The organism is Micromonospora sp. PLK6-60 (assembly GCF_019890675.1).
Classification (GTDB): Bacteria; Actinomycetota; Actinomycetes; order Mycobacteriales; family Micromonosporaceae; genus Micromonospora.
This window is the reverse complement of record NZ_JAIOAA010000009.1, coordinates 164,757-181,238: the sequence shown is the minus strand read 5'-3', so window position 1 is coordinate 181,238 and position 16,482 is coordinate 164,757. Positions and strand designations below refer to the sequence as shown.

Sequence of the window (16,482 nt, the reverse complement as noted above, 5' to 3'; positions counted from 1 at the left end):
CTCAGTGCCCGAGCAGGGGCAGGGTCGGCCGGGTCACGTCGTCGTCCAGCTCACCGAGGGCGAGGGCGGCGAACCGGATCGCGAACGGTTGCCAGACCTCCTCCACGTCGGCCATCACCCGGTCGCAGGCCGCCACCACCAGTTCCTCGTCGTATCCCAGCTCGGCGAGCTGCCGCGAGTCGCGCGCCCACTCGGCGATCATCGCGGTGTCGCACTCGATGTGGAACTGGAGGCCCCAGGCCCGGTCACCGAGGCGGAACGCCTGGTGCGGGTAGCGGGTGGAGGCGGCGAGCAGGGTGGCGCCCCGGGGCAGCTCGGTGATCTCGTCGGCGTGCCACTGGAGCACGTCGGGGATCAGCGGCACGTACCGGAACAGCGGGTCGCCGTCGGCGGCGTCCCGCTTGCCCACCACGCCGGGGCCGATCTCCGGGCCGGACGGGCTGCGCTCGACCAGGCCGGCGTGCGCCACGGCCAGCAGTTGCGCGCCCAGGCAGACGGCGAGGGTGGGCACCCGGTGCCGGACCGCCTTGCGCAGCAGGCCCTCCAGCGGCGGGAACCAGGGCGCGTCGGGGGTGCCGTCGGGTCGCGGGTACGCCTGCTGGTCGCCGCCGAGCACCACCAGCGCCGCGTACCCGGTCAGGTCGGCGGGGAGTTCGTCCCCGGCGTACGGGCGCAGCACCCGCAGCTCGAGGCCCCCCTCGACCAGCCACTCCCCCAGCCGGCGGACGTCGTCCGTCGGGTCGTTCTCGATCACCAGCGCGGTTGCCACGCCGTCGAGGCTAACGGGTGCGCCGGTCCCCGCTCGGAACGGCTCGGCCGGGGCCGCCGCCGGCGGTTACGCTCGACCGTTGTGATCGCCGACGAGAGCGTGCTGCGCCCACCCGTCCTGCGCCCCGGTGACCCGGTGCTGCTGGTCTCGCCGTCCGGCCCGACCCGGCCGGAACGGGTGGCCCGGGGGGTGGAGCTGCTCACCGGTTGGGGGCTGCGGCCGGTGCCGGCGCCGAACGCGTACGCCCGGCACGGCTACCTGGCCGGCGACGACGCGCTGCGGGCGGCCGACCTGAACGCCGCGTTCGCCGACCCGGAGATCCGCGGGGTGGTCTGCACCCGGGGCGGCTACGGCGCGCAGCGGGTGGTCGACCTGATCGACATGGCGGCGGTCCGCCGCGACCCGAAGGTGGTGGCCGGCTTCTCCGACATCACCGCCCTGCAGTTCGCGCTCTGGCGGGGCGCCCGGCTGGCCGGCGTGCACGGGCCGGGCGCGGCGTGGCGGGACGACCGCACCCCGCTGCGCTCGGCGCAGTCGCTGCACGCCGCGCTGATGACCACCGAGCCGGTGACCGTCGAGGCGGTGCCGGCGGAGGAGACGTACCCGGTCCGGGTGCCCGGTCGGGCGGAGGGCGTCCTGCTCGGCGGCAACCTCTGCCTGATCACCGCCTCCATCGGCACCCCGGACATGCCGGACCTGACCGGCGTGGTGCTGCTGGTCGAGGAGGTGCAGGAGCCCCCGTACAAGGTCGACCGGATGCTCACCCACCTGCGCCGCGCGGGTGTGCTGGACGGGGTCGCCGGGGTGGCGGTCGGCCAGTTCACCGAGTGCGCCGACGAGTGGGACACCACCGTGGTCGACGTGCTCACCGACCGCCTCGCCGACCTGGGTGTGCCGGTGCTCGGCGGCCTGCCGATCGGTCACGGACCCGGTCAGCTCACGGTGCCCGTCGGCACCCCGGCCGTCCTCGACGCGGACGCCGGCACGTTGACCGTCGCCCCAGCGGTCCGCTGACCACCCCCGGCCCCACCCACCTCCCCACCTCCCGCCGCCTCCGCCGCCCCGCCGCCCCGCCGCCCGGTCGTGCGGTCGTGCGGTCGCGCGGTCGCGCGGTCGCGCGGTCGATCATGGAGTTAGCGGCTTGGGAGAGCGCTCCCCATGCCGCTAACTCCATGATCAACGCAGAGATCGGGATGGCGGCCGGCAGCGCGGCAAGGGAGCGGCGCGGTGCGGCAGGGAGCGGCGCGGTGCGGTGCGGCAGGGCGCGGTGCGGTGCGGTGCGGCAGGGCGCGGTGCGGCAGGGAGCGGCGGGGGCGAGCCAGTAGCCCCGCTGGCGTTGGGGGGTGCGCCCCGCAGCCTACGAACTTGATGTCGTGAACGAATCATTTCGACGGGAGAAGCACCCCGAGGACGGGATTTCGCTGTCACCCTGATTCGTCTACGACATCAAGTTCGTAGCTTGCCCACCGACCACCCCCGGGTGTGCGGCACGGGCGATACCCCTGGGCGCGGCGACGCGGGCGGTGCGGCTTCCGGCGCCCGGCGCCCGGCGCCCGGCGCCCGGCGAGGGACGGTATGGGCTTGCACCCATCACCTGCGGGTTCACGGAGCCCGCCACGCAGCGCCTCGACGCCCGCCACGGCGGCGGCCACGATCTGCCCGACGCCCGGGTCGTTTCGCTGGCGACGCTCGACGAGCCGGCCGGCGGCGCGCCCGGCACGACTTCGACGCAACGGCGCAACGCCTCCTGAATGGGGTGCAGCTGCTGGTCGCCGGGCGCGACGACGCGGACCACCGCCGGCGGGAGTACCGCCGGGCCCGGTGGGGTCAGGGGGTCAGGGGGTCAGGTGGGCCAGGGGGCCTTGTTCGAGGGCTATCCAGAGGGTGTGGTCGGGGGCCAGGGTGAGGCCGTGGGGTTCGGAGTTCGGGGTGGGGAGGTCGTACTCCTCGATGCGGCCGGCGGGGTCCAGGTGGCCGACGCGGTTCGCGCCCCACTCGGTGAACCAGCAGCCGCCGGCCGGGTCGGCGACGACGGCGTGCGGACGCGCGGCCCGGTCCGGCAGCGGGAACTCGGTGATCGTGCCGTCGACGGTGAGCCGGCCCAGCTGACCGGCGGCGATCTCCACGAACCAGAGCGCGCCGTCGGCGCCGAGGGTGATGCCGACCGGGCCGGACGCGGCGGTCGGTACGGGATGCAGCCGCACCCGCCCGTCCAGGCCGATCCGGGCGATCGCGTTGGCCTGGTTGAGGGTGCACCACAGCGCCTCGTCCGGGCCGACGGCGAGCATCGAGGCGAAGGCCCCGGTCACCGGCAGCGGGAACTCGGTCACCCGCCCGTCCGGGGTGACCCGGCCGATGGTGTCGCGGTTCATGGCCGCGTACCAGAGGGCGCCGTCGGGACCGGCGGCGAGGCCGCACGGTCCGCTGCCCGCCGGCAGCGGCACCGAGCTGGTGACGCCCCCGGTGGTGACCCGCCCTAGCCGGTCGTCCCCCGAGCGGGTGTACCAGAGGGCACCGTCCGGGCCGGTGGTGATGATCAGCGGCCGGCTGTCGGGCGGATCGTCGCGATGGTGCCGCGCCGTGCCGTCCGGCCACACCCGGGCGGTCCCGCCGCCCCCGGCCAGGGTGACCCAGAGCGCCCCGTCCGGCCCGGTCGTGATCCCGTACGGCCCCGCGCCCGGGCCCGCCAGCTCGATCTCCCGGATGTCCGCCATGATCGGTCTCCGTCCCGTCGAATCCCGCCCACCCTCCCCGCACCGGTCCGCCCGCGCAACGGCATTACCGGGGCAATTGCCAGCTGGCTCATAGGGTCGCCACGGGTCGCCCCCAGGTCCGGCGGTCACGGTGGGTGACGTCAAGGCCACATCACTGGAATCGACCGGAGGACCGATGTCCCGCACGATCTCGAAGAAGCACCTGCTGGCCGGCCTGGCCGCCGCCGGGGTACTCGGGGTGGGGATCGCCGCTCCCGCCTTCGCCGGGGACGCCACCCCGACGCCGAGCGCCAGCAGCAGCACCGATCAGGGCGGCACCGGCAAGGGCGCCGACCGGCAGCAGGAGCGAGCCGACCGGCAGGGCGAGTTCGCCGAGGCGCTGGCCAAGGAGCTGGGCGTACCGACCGAGAAGGTCACCGCCGCGCTGGCGAAGCTCCGCGAGCAGCACCAGGCCGACCGGCCGCAGCGCCCGACCGGTGAGGACCGGCAGGCGAAGCTGAAGGACCGCCTGGACCAGGCGGTCAAGGACGGCAAGCTCACCCAGGAGCAGGCCGACGCGATCCAGCAGGCCGTCGACGCGGGGGTCTTCCCGGGACCGGGCGGCCGGGGTCACCACATGCGCTGGGGCGCGGACGGCAACTGACCCGGTGGCCCCGCCGGGCCCGGGCCGGCCGTCCCTTTCCCTCCTGGCCGCCGCCCGTCGCCCGGCGGGCCACCGCACCCCCGACAGCGGGCCCCGCCGGTCGTCTCCGGCGGGGCCCGCTGCCAGGCCGTCTGCACGTAGCGGCCGTCGGGTACGCCGGTGCAGGTGGCGGCGCCCGGAGACGCTGACCAGCGCGAGACGGCCCGACGGCGGTCAGGCCGGGGTGGGCGGGGTGAAGACGCCGAGCCGGTTGCCGACCGGATCGACCAGGTGGGCGGAGACCAGACCGCTCGGCGCGGTACGCGGTGGCGACACCACCTTGCCGCCGGCCGCCTCCGCCCGCCGGCAGGCGTCCGCCACGTCGGCGACCTCGGCGTAGAAGATCGCGTAGGGCGGCTGCCCCTCGGTGACCCGGATCGCGCCCCCGATCCCCTGCTCCCCGCCGGCCGCCGTCACCCGGTACGACGCGGCGGGCCCGCCCTGCTCCTCGAAACTCCACCCGAACATCTCGCCGTAGAAGCGCTCGGCCTCCGCCGGGCGGTCGGTGCCGATCTCGAACCAGGTGATGGGCGTGTCGGACATGGGGTCTCCCGTGGGTCGTCGGATTGAACCGTCACCCCCACCCTCGACCCCGGCCGCGACAACCCCCTGTCGGTGTTTCCCCGCCGATCCCACGCCGGTCAGGCCAGGCTGAGCGGGCGGACCTCGTGCGGGATGTCCAGGTCGTCGGGGCGCAGCTCCCGGGTCACCGGCTCGGCCAGCGGGCGCACGGCGACGATCCGGTCGGTGCGGAAGCAGCGCAGCCCGTCGCGCAGCCGGCACCAGGCCACCAGATACCAGTGGGTCCGGTTGCCCAGGTAGCCCAGCGGCTCCACGTCGCGCACCGAGTCGGCGCCGGCGCGGTCGGCGTACGTCAGGCGGAGCACCCGCCGCGCGGAGACCGCGTCGGCGACGGCGGCCGGGACGGGGGTGGCCGGCCCGCCGCCGATCAGGTGCACCCGGCCGGCCAGCCGGCGCGCCTCGGCGGCGGCGGGCGGCGGCAGCACCGCGAGCAGCTTGCGCAGCGCGGAGCCGGCGGCACCGGCGAACGGGCCGCCGCCCAGCCGGTGCAGCGCCAGGGCCATCGCCACCGCCTCGGTGGGGGTCAGGTTGACCGGGGGCAGGGTGTGCGCCCGGTCGAGCGCGTAGCCGCCGGTGCGGCCCGGCTCCGCCCAGATCGGCACCCCGGCAGCCTGCAACGCGCCGATGTCCCGCTCGACGGTGCGGGTGCTCACCTCGAACCGGGTGGCCAGCCAGCGGGCGCTGCGCGGTCGCGGCGACACCGCCCGCAACTCCTCCACCAGGGCGTAGAGCCGATCCGTGCGGTTCACCCCCGCAGGCTAACCCCGGGGTACGACGGCGCTCAGGCGATGCAGGCGCAGACGATCAGCGCGGCCCCGAAGTGGCTGGCCGCGCTGACCCGGGCGGCCGGGTGCGGCTCGTCGGCGCCGATGATCTCGCCGAGCCGGCCCGGGGTGAGCAGGTCCAGCACCACGAAGGCCAGCGCCATGACGGCCAGCCCGATCAGCCCGAAGAGCACCGTGGAGGCGAGCCCCTTGCCGAACGAGTCGTAGCTGGTCAGGATCGCGGTGAAGACGATGCCGGCGACGCCGAGCTGGTTCGCGGCCAGCAGCAGCGCGGCGTTGCCGTTGCGCCGCACCCAGATCAGCTCCCGCAGCTTCCCCGGGGTGAGCAGGTCGACCAGGCCGAAGCCGGCCGCCATCAGGCCCACCCCGACGATCCCGAACACCACGCTCTGCCAGGCTCCGCTGAGCAGATCCTCCAGCACCGGCCGCCTCCCGCCCTCGCCGCGCGGCGGGGTGCCGGCGCGGTGCCGCAGACGATAGCGGCACCGCACCACGGTGATCTAGAGCGAGAGGTAACGCTGCCGCTCGTACGGGGTGACCTCGCGACGGTACTGCTCCCACTCGGCGCGCTTGTTGCGCAGGAAGAAGTCGAAGACGTGCTCGCCGAGCACCTCCGCGACCAGCTCCGAGCCGGCCATCACGTCGATCGCCTCGGCCAGGTTCTCCGGCAGCGCCTCGTAACCCATCGCCCGGCGCTCGGCGCTGGACAGCGACCAGACGTCGTCCTCGGCGCCCGGCGGCAGCTCGTAGCCCTCCTCGATGCCCTTCAGGCCGGCCCCGAGCAGCACCGCGTAGGCCAGGTAGGGGTTGGCCGCCGAGTCCAGCGAGCGGACCTCGATCCGGGCCGAGTTCGGCTTGCCGTACGCCGGCACCCGGACCAGCGCGGACCGGTTCAGGTGACCCCAGCAGACGTACGCCGGGCTCTCGGTGATCCGGTCCGGCAGCGCCTGCGGGAAGAGCCGCTTGTAGGAGTTGACCCACTGGTTGGTGACCGCGGTGTATTCCCGGGCGTGCATCAGCAGGCCGGCGATGAAGGACTTGGCCACCTTGGAGAGCTTCATCGGGTCGCCGCCGTCGTGGAACGCGTTGCGCTCCCCCTCGAACAGCGACAGGTGGGTGTGCATGCCGCTGCCCGGCTGGTCGGTGAAGGGCTTCGGCATGAAGGTGGCCTGCACCCCGGTGGAGAGCGCCACCTCCTTCACCACGTGCCGGAAGGTCATGATGTTGTCGGCGGTGGTCAGCGCGTCGGCGTAGCGCAGGTCGATCTCCTGCTGGCCGGGGGCGACCTCGTGGTGGCTGAACTCCACCGAGATGCCGATCCGTTCCAGCGCCAGCACCGCCTGCCGGCGGAAGTCCCGGGCCACCGCGTGGGTGGTGTGCTCGAAGTAGCCGCCGGTGTCCACCGGCACCGGCACCGACCCGTCCTGGGGGCCGTTCTCCAGCAGGAAGAACTCGATCTCCGGGTGGGTGTAGAACGTGAAGCCCTTCTCGGCGGCCTTGGACAGCGCCCGGCGCAGCACGTGCCGGGGGTCGGCCCAGGACGGTGCGCCGTCGGGCAGCAGGATGTCGCAGAACATCCGGGCGCTCTCGCCGCTGACCCCGCCCTCGAACGGGAAGACCTGGAAGGTGGTCGGGTCGGGCATGGCGACCATGTCCGACTCGAAGACCCGGGCGAAGCCCTCGATCGCGGAGCCGTCGAAGCCGATGCCCTCCTCGAAGGCCGCCTCCAGCTCAGCGGGCGCGACCGACACGCTCTTGAGCGTGCCGAGCACGTCGGTGAACCACAGCCGGACGAAACGGATGTCCCGTTCTTCCAGCGTGCGGAGGACGAACTCCTGCTGACGGTCCACTTCTACACACCTCGCGACACTGTTCTCCGCCACCGGTCGGGCCGGCCACGCGCCTGACCGACCAGTGTCCATCTACCTCGTTACGCCGACGTTACGCGCTCGGCGGGCGCGCCGTCGCGCGGTGTCCCACCTCCGCCCACGTCCGGCGTCCGCCCGTGTCGGGTGCCGGTGGCTGCGGCAAGATGAGGGCATGCCCACGCTGCGCCTCGCCCTTTCCCAGGTCAACCCGACCGTAGGCGACCTGGACGGCAACGCCGACCTGGTCCGGCGGTGGACCCGCCGGGCCGCCGACGCCGGCGCCCAGCTGGTCCTCTTCCCCGAGCTGATGCTCACCGGCTACCCGGTCGAGGACCTGGTCTTCCGGCGCTCCTTCGTCGCGGCGTCGCGGGCCGCCCGGGACCGGCTCGCCGCCGACCTGGCCGCCGACGGGCTGGGCGAGCTGCCGGTGCTGGTCGGCTACCTGGACGCCGACGGGCCGCCACAGGTCAGCGCGGACGCCGAGCCGGGCCGGGGGGCCCGCAACGCCGCCGCGCTGCTGCACCAGGGCCGGGTGGTGGCCACCTATTTCAAGCACCACCTGCCCAACTACGGGGTGTTCGACGAGGACCGCTACTTCGTGCCGGGCGACACCCTCACCGTGGTCCGGATCGGCGGGGTGGACGTCGCGCTGACCATCTGCGAGGACCTGTGGCAGGCCGGCGGCCCGTTCGCGGTGGCCCGGCAGGCCGGGGTCGGGCTGGTGCTCACCATCAACGGCTCGCCGTACGAGCTGAACAAGGACGACGTCCGGCTGCCGCTGGTCCGCCGCCGGGCCGCCGAGGCCGGCGCCACCATCGCGTACGTGAACATGGTCGGCGCCCAGGACGAGCTGGTCTACGACGGCGACTCGATGATCGTCGGCGCCGACGGCGCCCTGCTGGCCCGGGCGCCGCAGTTCGTCGAGCACCTGCTGGTGCACGACGTGGAGCTGCCCCCGGCCGAGGAACCGGTCGACCGGGGCGAGCAGCTCGCCGACGACATGCGGATCGTCCGGGCGAAGGTCAGCGACATCCTGCCGCCCGCGCCCACCGGGGAGATCGCGACCGGCGGGATCATCGCGCCGGTCGCCGACGAGGCCGAGGTGTGGCAGGCGTTGGTGCTCGGCCTGCGCGACTACGTGAACAAGAACCGCTTCCCGTCGGTGGTGCTCGGCCTCTCCGGCGGCATCGACTCGGCGGTGGTGGCGGCGCTGGCGGTGGACGCGCTCGGCGCCGACCGGGTGGTCGGGGTGTCACTGCCCAGCCAGCACTCCTCCGAGCACTCCCGGGAGGACGCGGCGGAGCTGGCCAAGCGCACCGGGCTGGACTACCGGGTCGAGCCGATCCAGCCGATGGTGGACGCCTTCCTGGCCAACCTGTCGCTGTCCGGGGTGGCCGTGGAGAACCTCCAGGCCCGGGTCCGCGGGGTGATCCTGATGGCGCTGTCGAACCAGGAGGGGCACCTGGTCCTCACCACCGGCAACAAGAGCGAGCTGGCGGTCGGCTACTCCACCCTCTACGGCGACTCGGTCGGCGGCTACAACCCCATCAAGGACGTCTGGAAGACGCTGGTCTGGCGGCTGGCGAAGTGGCGCAACGCGGACGCCGCCGCCCGGGGCGAGACCCCGCCGATCCCGGAGAACTCGATCGGCAAGCCGCCGTCGGCGGAGCTGAGCCCCGGCCAGCTCGACAGCGACACCCTGCCGGAGTACGACGTGCTCGACCCGATCCTGATCGGGTACGTCGACGGCGACCTCGGCCGGGAGGGGCTGATCGCCTCCGGCCACGACCCGGCGGTGGTGGACAAGGTGCTCCGGATGGTGGATCTCGCCGAGTACAAGCGGCGCCAGTCCGCCCCCGGCACCAAGATCTCCATCAAGGCGTTCGGGCGGGACCGCCGCCTGCCGATCACCAACCGCTGGCGCGAGCACGGTTGAGCCGGTCCGGGCCGGAGTGAGATCTTCCACTGTCCCCTGCCGCCCCACCCCGGCCCGGTGCGACGATCACGGCAACACCCGGGGACCGCGTACGCGGCCTCGAGGAAGGGAGACAGTGATGGTGGAATCCACCCCCACCGAGGTGACCGCCCTGTACGGCGGGCCGGCCACCCGACGGGTCCGCACCCGCGACCTGATCGCCGCCAAGGAGCGCGGCGAGCGCTGGTCGATGCTCACCTCGTACGACCAGTACACCGCCGGGATCTTCGACGCCGCGGGCATCCCGGCGCTGCTGGTCGGCGACTCGGCCGCGAACAACGTCTTCGGCTACGAGACGACCGTGCCGGTGACCGCCGAGGAGCTGCTGCCGCTGGTCCGCGCGGTGGTCCGCGCCACCCGGCAGGCCCTCATCGTCGGCGACCTGCCGTTCGGCTCGTACGAGGAGGGGCCGACGCAGGCGCTGCGCACCGCGGTGCGGTTCATGAAGGAGGGCGGCTGCCACGCGGTGAAGCTGGAGGGCGGCCGGCGCTGCGCCGCGCAGATCGCCGCGATCACCGGCGCCGGCATCCCGGTGATGGCGCACATCGGCTTCACCCCGCAGAGCGAGCACGCCATCGGCGGCTACCGGGTGCAGGGGCGCGGCGACGCCGCCGACGACGTGATCGCCGACGCGCGCGCGGTGGCCGAGGCCGGCGCCTTCGCGGTGGTGCTGGAGATGGTGCCGGGCGAGGTGGCCAAGCGGATCACCGCCGAGCTGCCCATCCCGACCGTGGGCATCGGCGCCGGCCCGGACACCGACGCCCAGGTGCTGGTCTGGCAGGACATGGCCGGCCTGCGCACCGGCAAGGCGCCGCGCTTCGTCAAGCGCTACGCGGAACTGGCCGGCGTGCTGTCGGAGGCGACCCGGCGGTTCGCCGACGAGGTCCGCGGTGGGGAGTTCCCCGCCGCCGAGCACACCTTCTGAGGTGTAAGGAGGGGCACCCTGTTAACGCATTCTGCATAGCAGGGGCCCCTTCTTAACACCTGGAGCCAGTGCCCGCCCGCACCGAACCCGCCGTGCGCAACGCACGCCCGCACCGCACGCCCGCGACGCACCCGCCGCCCGCAACGCACGCCCGCACCGAACCCGCCGCGGGCGGCAGCGGCTCAGAGGTCGGTGACGCGGATACCGGCGTGCGCCTTGTAGCGCTTGTTGATGGCGATCAGGTTGGCGGTGAACGCCTCGACCTGGTGGGCGTTGCGCAGCCGGCCGGCGTAGATGCCCCGCATGCCCGGGATCCGGGCGGCCAGCGCGCCGACGACGCCCACCAGCTCCCGGTCCTCGGTGCAGATCAGCACGTCCAGCTCGATCCGGTCGACCTCGGGGTCGGCCAGCAGCGGCGCGCTGACGTGGTTGAACGCGGCGCACACCCGGGAGTCGGGCAGCAGCGCCGCGGCCTGCTGCACGGCGCTGCCCTCGGGCACGGTCAGCGCGTACGGGCCCTGCTTGTCGAAGCCGAGCGGGTTCACGCAGTCGACCACGATCTTGCCGGCCAGCGGCTCGGCGAGCGCGGCGACGGTGGCGGCGTGCCCGTCCCACGGCACCGCGATCACGACCACGTCGCTGCGCCGGGCCACCTCGTCGTTGTCGGCGCCGGTGACGACGCCGGCCGGCACGCCGGGCAGCGCCGCGATCTCGGCGGCCGCCTCGCCGGCCCGCTCGGCCGACCGCGAGCCGATCAGCACCCGCTGCCCGCCCCGGGCGAACCGGTAGGCTAGCCCTCGCCCCTGGTCACCGGTGCCGCCGATGATGCCGACGGTCAGTCCGGACACGTCGGGCAGCGTGGTCGCGTCGTAAGCCATGCGGTCATCCTCGCAAAGCGCCGACGTCCCGGCAGCCGCCGGGCGATGTGAGAATCCCCGCTGCCGCCCCGGATCGACGGCGGGCGGACCGACGGCGGGCCCGGTGGCGCGCGCGGATCAGCTCACCGCCGATCTCCAGGTCGGCGGTGGCCAGCCGGGGCAGGCCGGGGCCGATTCAGGCCCGTGCGAAGGCGACCTTCCGCTGCGCCGGGTCGGCGGTAACCAGCCGTACCCGGACCCGCTCGCCGAGCGGCAGCTCGCCGACGCAGCGGGCGCGCACCGGCGGCTCGTCCAGCGCCACCGTGCCGCCCGGCTCGCGGCCAGGCTTCGCCTCGCCGGCGGGCGGCGCGTCCACGTCCAGCACCGCCGCGTCGAAGGTCTCCCCCACCCGGTGTTCCAGCAGCACCGCCTCGGCCAGCTCGATCGCGCCGCGGGTGGCGGCGCCGGCCGTCCGGTCGGTCACCGCCATCACCTCCGGCAGCTTCGGCAGCGCGGTGCGCGCCCAGTCCGGCACCTCCCGGCCCGCGTGCAGCGCCAGGCAGACCTCGGCGACGTACCGGTCGGCCAGCCGGCGCAGCGGCGCCGTGACATGGGCGTACGCGGCCCCGACCCCGCCGTGGCCGGGCTGTTCCGGCAGCTCGCCGTCGAAGGCGGTGTACCCGGCGCCGCGCATCAGCTCGGCGGCCTGGTCGATGAAGGCCGCCGACCGGGGCTCGGCGGCGTCCAGCCCGGCGAGCAGCTCGCCCACGCTCATGCCGGCGGGCCAGTCGACGCCGAGCGGGGCGGCGGCGGTACGCAGCCGCTGGACCGCCTCCGGTTTGGGCGGGGGCATGGTGCGCAGCAACCCGACCCGGCCGGCGAGCATGATGTCGGCGGCGGCCATGCCGGTGAGCAGCGAGATCTGCGCGTTGTGGTCCTCCATCGGCACCGGCCCGCGCAGCACCAGCCGCCAGCCGTCGCCGTCCGGCTCGACGTCCTGCTCGGGCAGCGGCAGGTTCATCGCGCCACGCCGCAGCCCCCGGGCGGTGAGCAGGGCGCCGATCTCGGGCAGCAGGGCGATCGGGTCGGGCAGCCGGCCGGCCTCCGCGTCGGCCTGCACCCCGCGGTAGTCCAGCTGGGCCCGGCTGCGCACCCGGGCGCGTTCCAGCTCGACCGCCACGATGCCGCCGTCGGCGTCCAGGTCGATGGTCCACAGCACCGCGGCCCGGTCCTGGCCGGGCAGCAGGCTGGCCGCGCCCTCGCTGAGCGTGTGCGGGTGCAGCGGGACGTTGCCGTCGGGCAGGTAGACGGTCTGCCCGCGCCGCCAGGTCTCCTCCTCCAGCGCGCCGCCGGGGCGTACGTGGGTGGCGACGTCGGCGATGGCGTACCGGACCCGGTAGCCGCCCGGCCGGCGGCCGAGGTGCATCGCCTGGTCCAGGTCGCGCGAGCCGACCGGGTCGAGGGTGACGAACTCGACGTCGGTGCGGTCCGCGGCGGGGGGCAGCGGGGCCGCCGCCGCCTCGTCGGCCTCGCGCCGCGCCGCGGGCGGGAACTGCTCGGGCAGTTTCAGCTCGCGGCGCAGCGCGCCGAAGTCGATACGGGGTGCCAGTACGCGTCGGATGACCACGTGTCAATCTTGGCAGCGGGCCGCCTGATCCGCCTTCCGGCGTTCGGCCCGTGCCCCGACCGTCAGCCGGTGGCCCGGCGGGAGGTGGCCCGTACCCCGCGCGGAGCGGTCGCCCGGGCGGCGGCCGTGCGGGCCGGCGCCTTGCGGGCGGTGACCTTCTTGGCGGCGGTGGTCTTGCGGGCCGGCGCCTTCTTGGCCGCCGTCGTCTTCTTGGCGGTGGTGGCCTTCTTCGCCGGTGCCTTCTTCGCCGCCGCCGTGCGCGCCCCGCCCGGGCGGGTGGTGGTCGTCTTGCGGGCGGTGGTGGTGGTCTTGCGCGCCGGCGCCTTCTTGGCCGTGGTCTTCCGCGCGGCGGTGGTCTTCTTGGCGGCCGTGGTCTTCTTCGCCGCCGTGGTCTTCTTCGCGGCGGGCGCCTTCTTGGCCGTGGTGGTCCGCGCCGTGGTGGTCTTCCTGGCCGGAGCCTTCTTCGCCGCGGTGGTCTTCTTCGCCGCCGTGGTCTTCTTCGCGGCGGTGGTCTTCTTGGCCGCGGTGGTCTTCTTGGCCGCCGTGCTCCGCGCCGCGGTGGTCTTCTTCGCGGCGGTGGTCTTCTTCGCCGTGGTCCGGCCGGCCGGCGCCTTCTTCGCGGTGGTCTTCGTGGCCGGCGCCGTCCTGGCGGTCGTCGCCTTCCGGGTCACCGTCTTCTTGGCCGCCGCCTTCTTCGCGACCGCCTTCTTGGCCGGTACCCGTCCGGCGCCGGCACCGGACGCGTTCGCCGAAGCCCGGCCGGCCGACGTCGTCCGGGTGGACCTGGTGGCGCCCGACGTGCTCGTACGCTTGGCGGCCGGGCGGGTGGTGGCCTTACGTGCTTCGGCCATCTGGGTTCCCTCCTTGGGGACATGCGCTCGCGTGCTCCCCCACGGAGCACGGAGTTCCTCGACGCGGCCGTCCCGCGTCGTCTGTCAGCCCTCCCCGGCCCAACGGGCGTCCTCGGTTTCCCACGCTTCGTTGCGCTCCCGCACCTTCTGCAGGGCGTTCTCCGCGTCGGCCGCCGAGGCGTACGGTCCGAGCACGTGCTTCGCGGGACACACGTCAGCATCGGTCTCGACCCGGTGGTGTCGCGTGCACCAGTAGTAGTGCCCACCACTTCCGTTGTCGCTCATGCGCTCACTGTGCACCGCGAACCGCCCGGCCGCCACCGGAACGCCACAAATAGTCGCCGGCACCTCCACATTAGACCTGCTCAGGGCCGTCGCGGGCGGGAACGGCGGAAGTCGCGGAACGGCCGCGGATCAGGCGACCGACGGCACGGCCACCGGCTCGGCCGCCGGGCCCGGACGGGCCACCGCGACGGCGTACGCCACCGCGTACGGGGTGCAGGCGAGGTAGAACATCGGCTCGACCAGCACCCGGTCGGTGATGAGGAACAGCTCCCAGTCGGTCGGGCGGGGCAGCCCCAGCGACGAGTCGGTCAGGCAGTTGAGCAGCCAGAGCGGGGCGGAGACCCGGTCCACCGCGTCGGCGGGCAGCTCGGTGACCGGCCCGACCGGCACCGCCGGGATCGCGGAGACCACCGCGAGCACCACCGCGGCGTCGGCCGCCACCAGCGCGCCGAGCAGCCCGACCAGCCAGGCCAGTCGGGTACGCCCCCGGCGGGCCAGCCACCCCGCCGCCCAGAGGGCGGGCGTCAGCAGGGCGAGCCAGAGCAGCGTGCCGGACACCATGTCGAGCGCGCCGCCCTCTCCCCGGCTGGCGAACAGAGCCAGCAGCACGGTCGCCGTCGCGCCGATCGGCAGCAGCACGCCGAGCGCGGTGGGCAGTGCCCCGACCCGGACGGTGTGCCGGGCGGCCCGGGTGACGGCGAGCGCGAGCACCACGGCCAGGCAGGCGGTGAGCCCGGTCCAGATCGGCAGCTGCGCGTCGGTGGCCCAGGCGACGCGCACCGCGAGCTGGTCGTATCCCATCGCCATCGCGAGGCCGGTGAGCGCGACGACCGCGACGCAGGCCGGCGGGGCGAGCAGCAGCACCCCGGCGGTGCGCCACAGCCGGCGGTGCAGCACGGCGCGGTCCACCAGCGGCGTGGCGGGCCGGCCGGCGGCCAGGCTGGCGGCGAAGCGCAGCATCGGCCAGCGGCGGCCGGCCCGGGCCAGCACGTGCAGCTCGGCGGCCCACTCCCGGGCCAGTTCGGCGCGCAGCTCCGCCGGCCAGCGCCGGACGGCCGCGCGCAGCAGCAGCCCGGCCAGCCGCCGGGTCAGCACGCCGGGGCTCCGGCCGGCGCGGCGCCCCCGGCGGTGGTGGGCGCGGCCGAGGCGAGGGCCCGCAGCTCGGCCAGGGCCAGCCGGGCGGCGCGGGCGCCCTCGCCGGTGAGTTGGTAGTAGCGGCGGGCCGGCCGGCCCTCGGTGACCGGGTCGACCTCCTCCCAGTCGGCCGCCAGCCAGCCGGCGGCCCGGAGCCGGTGCAGCACCGGATAGAGCGTGCCGCTGGGCAGCCCGGTGGCGCGCATCAGGTCGAGGCCGTAACGGGATGTCTCCGGCTCGGCGAGGAGGGCGGAGAGCACCTTCGCCACCGGAACGGTCAGCCGCATGGCCGTACTCTATCGGTTTTCTACATAGGGGTGGGGGCGGCTGTACCAGCCATGGTCGACTTCGGCCATCCCACGGGGAGTCCCATTTGCGGGACCGCAGTAGCGCGTACGGGTCCGCGCGGGTGGTTGAGGGTGCCGCCGGATGCACCGCGGCCCGGCATGTGCGAGCCTCGTCGCAGCACATACGCGGGCCGCTCGGCTGTCACCGCCGGAAACCCCGGCCGGACACCGGACGCACCCGTCAGAACCTGGGGAGAACAAGCGTGAGCAACCTTGACGCGGCGCTGAAGAGCGCGATGAGCATCGACGGAGCGATCGGCGCGGCACTTGTCGACTACACCAGCGGGATGACCCTGGGGGTGGCCGGCGGCACCGGGGAGATCGACCTGACCGTCGCCGCCGCCGGCAACACCGACGTGGTCCGCGCCAAGATGCGCACCATCGAGATGCTCGACCTCAAGGACGAGATCGAGGACATCCTGATCACCCTCGGCACGCAGTACCATCTGATCCGCCCGCTCACCAGCCGCACCGGCAAGGGACTCTTCCTCTATCTGATGGTGAGCAAGTCCCGCACCAACCTCGCGCTGGCCCGGCACCAGCTGCGCAGCATCGAGGAGACCCTGGAGCTGTGAGCGGGGCGGAGAGCACCGGACAGACCCTGCCCCGCCGCGCCGCCCGCGCCGCCGACCTGCCGCCGCCCCGCGAGCTGCCGCCGTCGCTGGCCGGGGACCCGTCGCTGCCGTACGCGGCGATCGGGCGGGAGCTGGCCGACCTGCGTACCCAGATCCCCGGGGTGCACGGCTGCGTCCTCGGCGGCGTGGACGGCCTGCTCGTCGCGCACAACCTGCAGAACGCGGCGGACCCCAACGACCTGGCGGCACTGGCCGCCACCACGTACGGCCTCGGCCGGCAGATCGGCCTGCGGCTCGCGCAGGGCGGCTTCCAGCAGTCCACCGTCCGCAACGAGCACGGCTACCTGAGCGTCTACGCGGTCAGTGAGCAGGCGCTGCTCGCCGTGATCGGCGAGGACAGCATCAACGTGGCCCGGCTGCACCTGCACGCGCCGGGGGTGGCGGCCCGGCTGGCCGCCCTGCTGGCGGACGCGGCGGCGGACGCCTGACCGGCACGGGTCGCCGCG

General features: G+C 74.6%; 18 protein-coding genes. 6 read left to right on the top strand and 12 right to left on the bottom strand.

The window, feature by feature from the left end; genetic code table 11:
• Window position 1: 1 nt before the first annotated feature.
• On the bottom strand, window positions 2-769 hold the full coding sequence (locus K7640_RS19035; RefSeq protein ID WP_222956214.1) for a type 1 glutamine amidotransferase: 768 nt from the start codon (window positions 767-769) through the stop codon (window positions 2-4).
• An 81-nt stretch (window positions 770-850) separates the two neighbouring features.
• On the opposite strand from K7640_RS19035, the gene K7640_RS19030 reads away from it, so the two are divergent.
• Window positions 851-1,783 (top strand): LD-carboxypeptidase, encoded by a 933-nt coding sequence (locus K7640_RS19030; RefSeq protein ID WP_222956213.1) that lies wholly within the window; start codon window positions 851-853, stop codon window positions 1,781-1,783.
• A gap of 821 nt (window positions 1,784-2,604) precedes the next feature.
• Here the strand turns inward: K7640_RS19030 and K7640_RS19025 are convergent.
• On the bottom strand, window positions 2,605-3,483 hold the full coding sequence (locus K7640_RS19025) for a virginiamycin B lyase (RefSeq protein WP_222956212.1): 879 nt from the start codon (window positions 3,481-3,483) through the stop codon (window positions 2,605-2,607).
• Between the two features lie 175 nt (window positions 3,484-3,658).
• Here K7640_RS19025 and K7640_RS19020 point away from each other — a divergent pair, with 175 nt between their 5' ends.
• Window positions 3,659-4,126 (top strand): hypothetical protein, encoded by a 468-nt coding sequence (locus tag K7640_RS19020; protein ID WP_222956211.1) that lies wholly within the window; start codon window positions 3,659-3,661, stop codon window positions 4,124-4,126.
• A 213-nt stretch (window positions 4,127-4,339) separates the two neighbouring features.
• Here K7640_RS19020 and K7640_RS19015 read toward each other — a convergent pair whose 3' ends face one another.
• The 4 genes from K7640_RS19015 to glnA all read right to left on the bottom strand — a co-directional run bounded on the left by K7640_RS19015 (window position 4,340) and on the right by glnA (window position 7,382).
• Window positions 4,340-4,708, bottom strand: a complete 369-nt coding sequence (locus K7640_RS19015; protein WP_222956210.1) for a VOC family protein — start codon at window positions 4,706-4,708, stop codon at window positions 4,340-4,342.
• A 98-nt stretch (window positions 4,709-4,806) separates the two neighbouring features.
• Entirely contained in the window at window positions 4,807-5,496 is a 690-nt protein-coding gene (locus tag K7640_RS19010; RefSeq protein ID WP_222956209.1) for a YafY family protein, read from the bottom strand.
• A gap of 32 nt (window positions 5,497-5,528) precedes the next feature.
• The gene (locus K7640_RS19005) at window positions 5,529-5,954 is read right to left on the bottom strand and encodes a DUF350 domain-containing protein (RefSeq protein WP_222956208.1); all 426 of its coding nucleotides are present in this window, start codon (window positions 5,952-5,954) and stop codon (window positions 5,529-5,531) included.
• Between the two features lie 78 nt (window positions 5,955-6,032).
• The gene (gene glnA / locus K7640_RS19000) at window positions 6,033-7,382 is read right to left on the bottom strand and encodes a type I glutamate--ammonia ligase (RefSeq protein WP_222956207.1); all 1,350 of its coding nucleotides are present in this window, start codon (window positions 7,380-7,382) and stop codon (window positions 6,033-6,035) included.
• Window positions 7,383-7,572: 190 nt separating this feature from the next.
• On the opposite strand from glnA, the gene K7640_RS18995 reads away from it, so the two are divergent.
• On the top strand, window positions 7,573-9,336 hold the full coding sequence (locus K7640_RS18995; protein ID WP_222956206.1) for an NAD+ synthase: 1,764 nt from the start codon (window positions 7,573-7,575) through the stop codon (window positions 9,334-9,336).
• A gap of 118 nt (window positions 9,337-9,454) precedes the next feature.
• A complete protein-coding gene (gene panB, locus K7640_RS18990) occupies window positions 9,455-10,300 on the top strand; it encodes a 3-methyl-2-oxobutanoate hydroxymethyltransferase (protein ID WP_222956205.1) in 846 nt (281 codons plus the stop codon).
• 182 nt (window positions 10,301-10,482) lie between these two features.
• Here the strand turns inward: panB and npdG are convergent, their stop codons facing one another.
• The 6 genes from npdG to K7640_RS18960 all read right to left on the bottom strand — a co-directional run bounded on the left by npdG (window position 10,483) and on the right by K7640_RS18960 (window position 15,341).
• Window positions 10,483-11,178 carry an NADPH-dependent F420 reductase gene (npdG, locus tag K7640_RS18985; RefSeq protein ID WP_222956204.1) on the bottom strand — a complete coding sequence of 232 codons (696 nt, stop codon included), beginning with the start codon at window positions 11,176-11,178 and terminating at the stop codon, window positions 10,483-10,485.
• 175 nt (window positions 11,179-11,353) lie between these two features.
• Window positions 11,354-12,784, bottom strand: a complete 1,431-nt coding sequence (locus K7640_RS18980) for an RNB domain-containing ribonuclease (protein WP_222956203.1) — start codon at window positions 12,782-12,784, stop codon at window positions 11,354-11,356.
• 62 nt (window positions 12,785-12,846) lie between these two features.
• The gene (locus K7640_RS18975) at window positions 12,847-13,635 is read right to left on the bottom strand and encodes a histone (protein WP_222956202.1); all 789 of its coding nucleotides are present in this window, start codon (window positions 13,633-13,635) and stop codon (window positions 12,847-12,849) included.
• An 84-nt stretch (window positions 13,636-13,719) separates the two neighbouring features.
• Window positions 13,720-13,920: a hypothetical protein gene (locus tag K7640_RS18970; RefSeq protein ID WP_222956201.1), complete on the bottom strand. Its 201-nt coding sequence runs from the start codon at window positions 13,918-13,920 to the stop codon at window positions 13,720-13,722.
• A gap of 129 nt (window positions 13,921-14,049) precedes the next feature.
• Window positions 14,050-15,015, bottom strand: a complete 966-nt coding sequence (locus K7640_RS18965) for a hypothetical protein (protein ID WP_308042597.1) — start codon at window positions 15,013-15,015, stop codon at window positions 14,050-14,052.
• Window positions 15,009-15,341 (bottom strand): PadR family transcriptional regulator, encoded by a 333-nt coding sequence (locus K7640_RS18960; RefSeq protein WP_222956200.1) that lies wholly within the window; start codon window positions 15,339-15,341, stop codon window positions 15,009-15,011. The genes K7640_RS18965 and K7640_RS18960 overlap by 7 nt, the downstream gene beginning before the upstream one ends.
• Window positions 15,342-15,604: 263 nt before the next feature.
• On the opposite strand from K7640_RS18960, the gene K7640_RS18955 reads away from it, so the two are divergent.
• Together K7640_RS18955 and K7640_RS18950 are read left to right on the top strand one after the other, a co-directional pair.
• Window positions 15,605-15,976, top strand: coding sequence for a hypothetical protein (locus K7640_RS18955; protein WP_222956199.1), 372 nt, complete (start codon window positions 15,605-15,607; stop codon window positions 15,974-15,976).
• The gene (locus K7640_RS18950; protein ID WP_308042596.1) at window positions 15,973-16,464 is read left to right on the top strand and encodes a roadblock/LC7 domain-containing protein; all 492 of its coding nucleotides are present in this window, start codon (window positions 15,973-15,975) and stop codon (window positions 16,462-16,464) included. Before K7640_RS18955 ends, K7640_RS18950 begins: the two co-directional genes overlap by 4 nt.
• Window positions 16,465-16,482 lie beyond the last annotated feature (18 nt).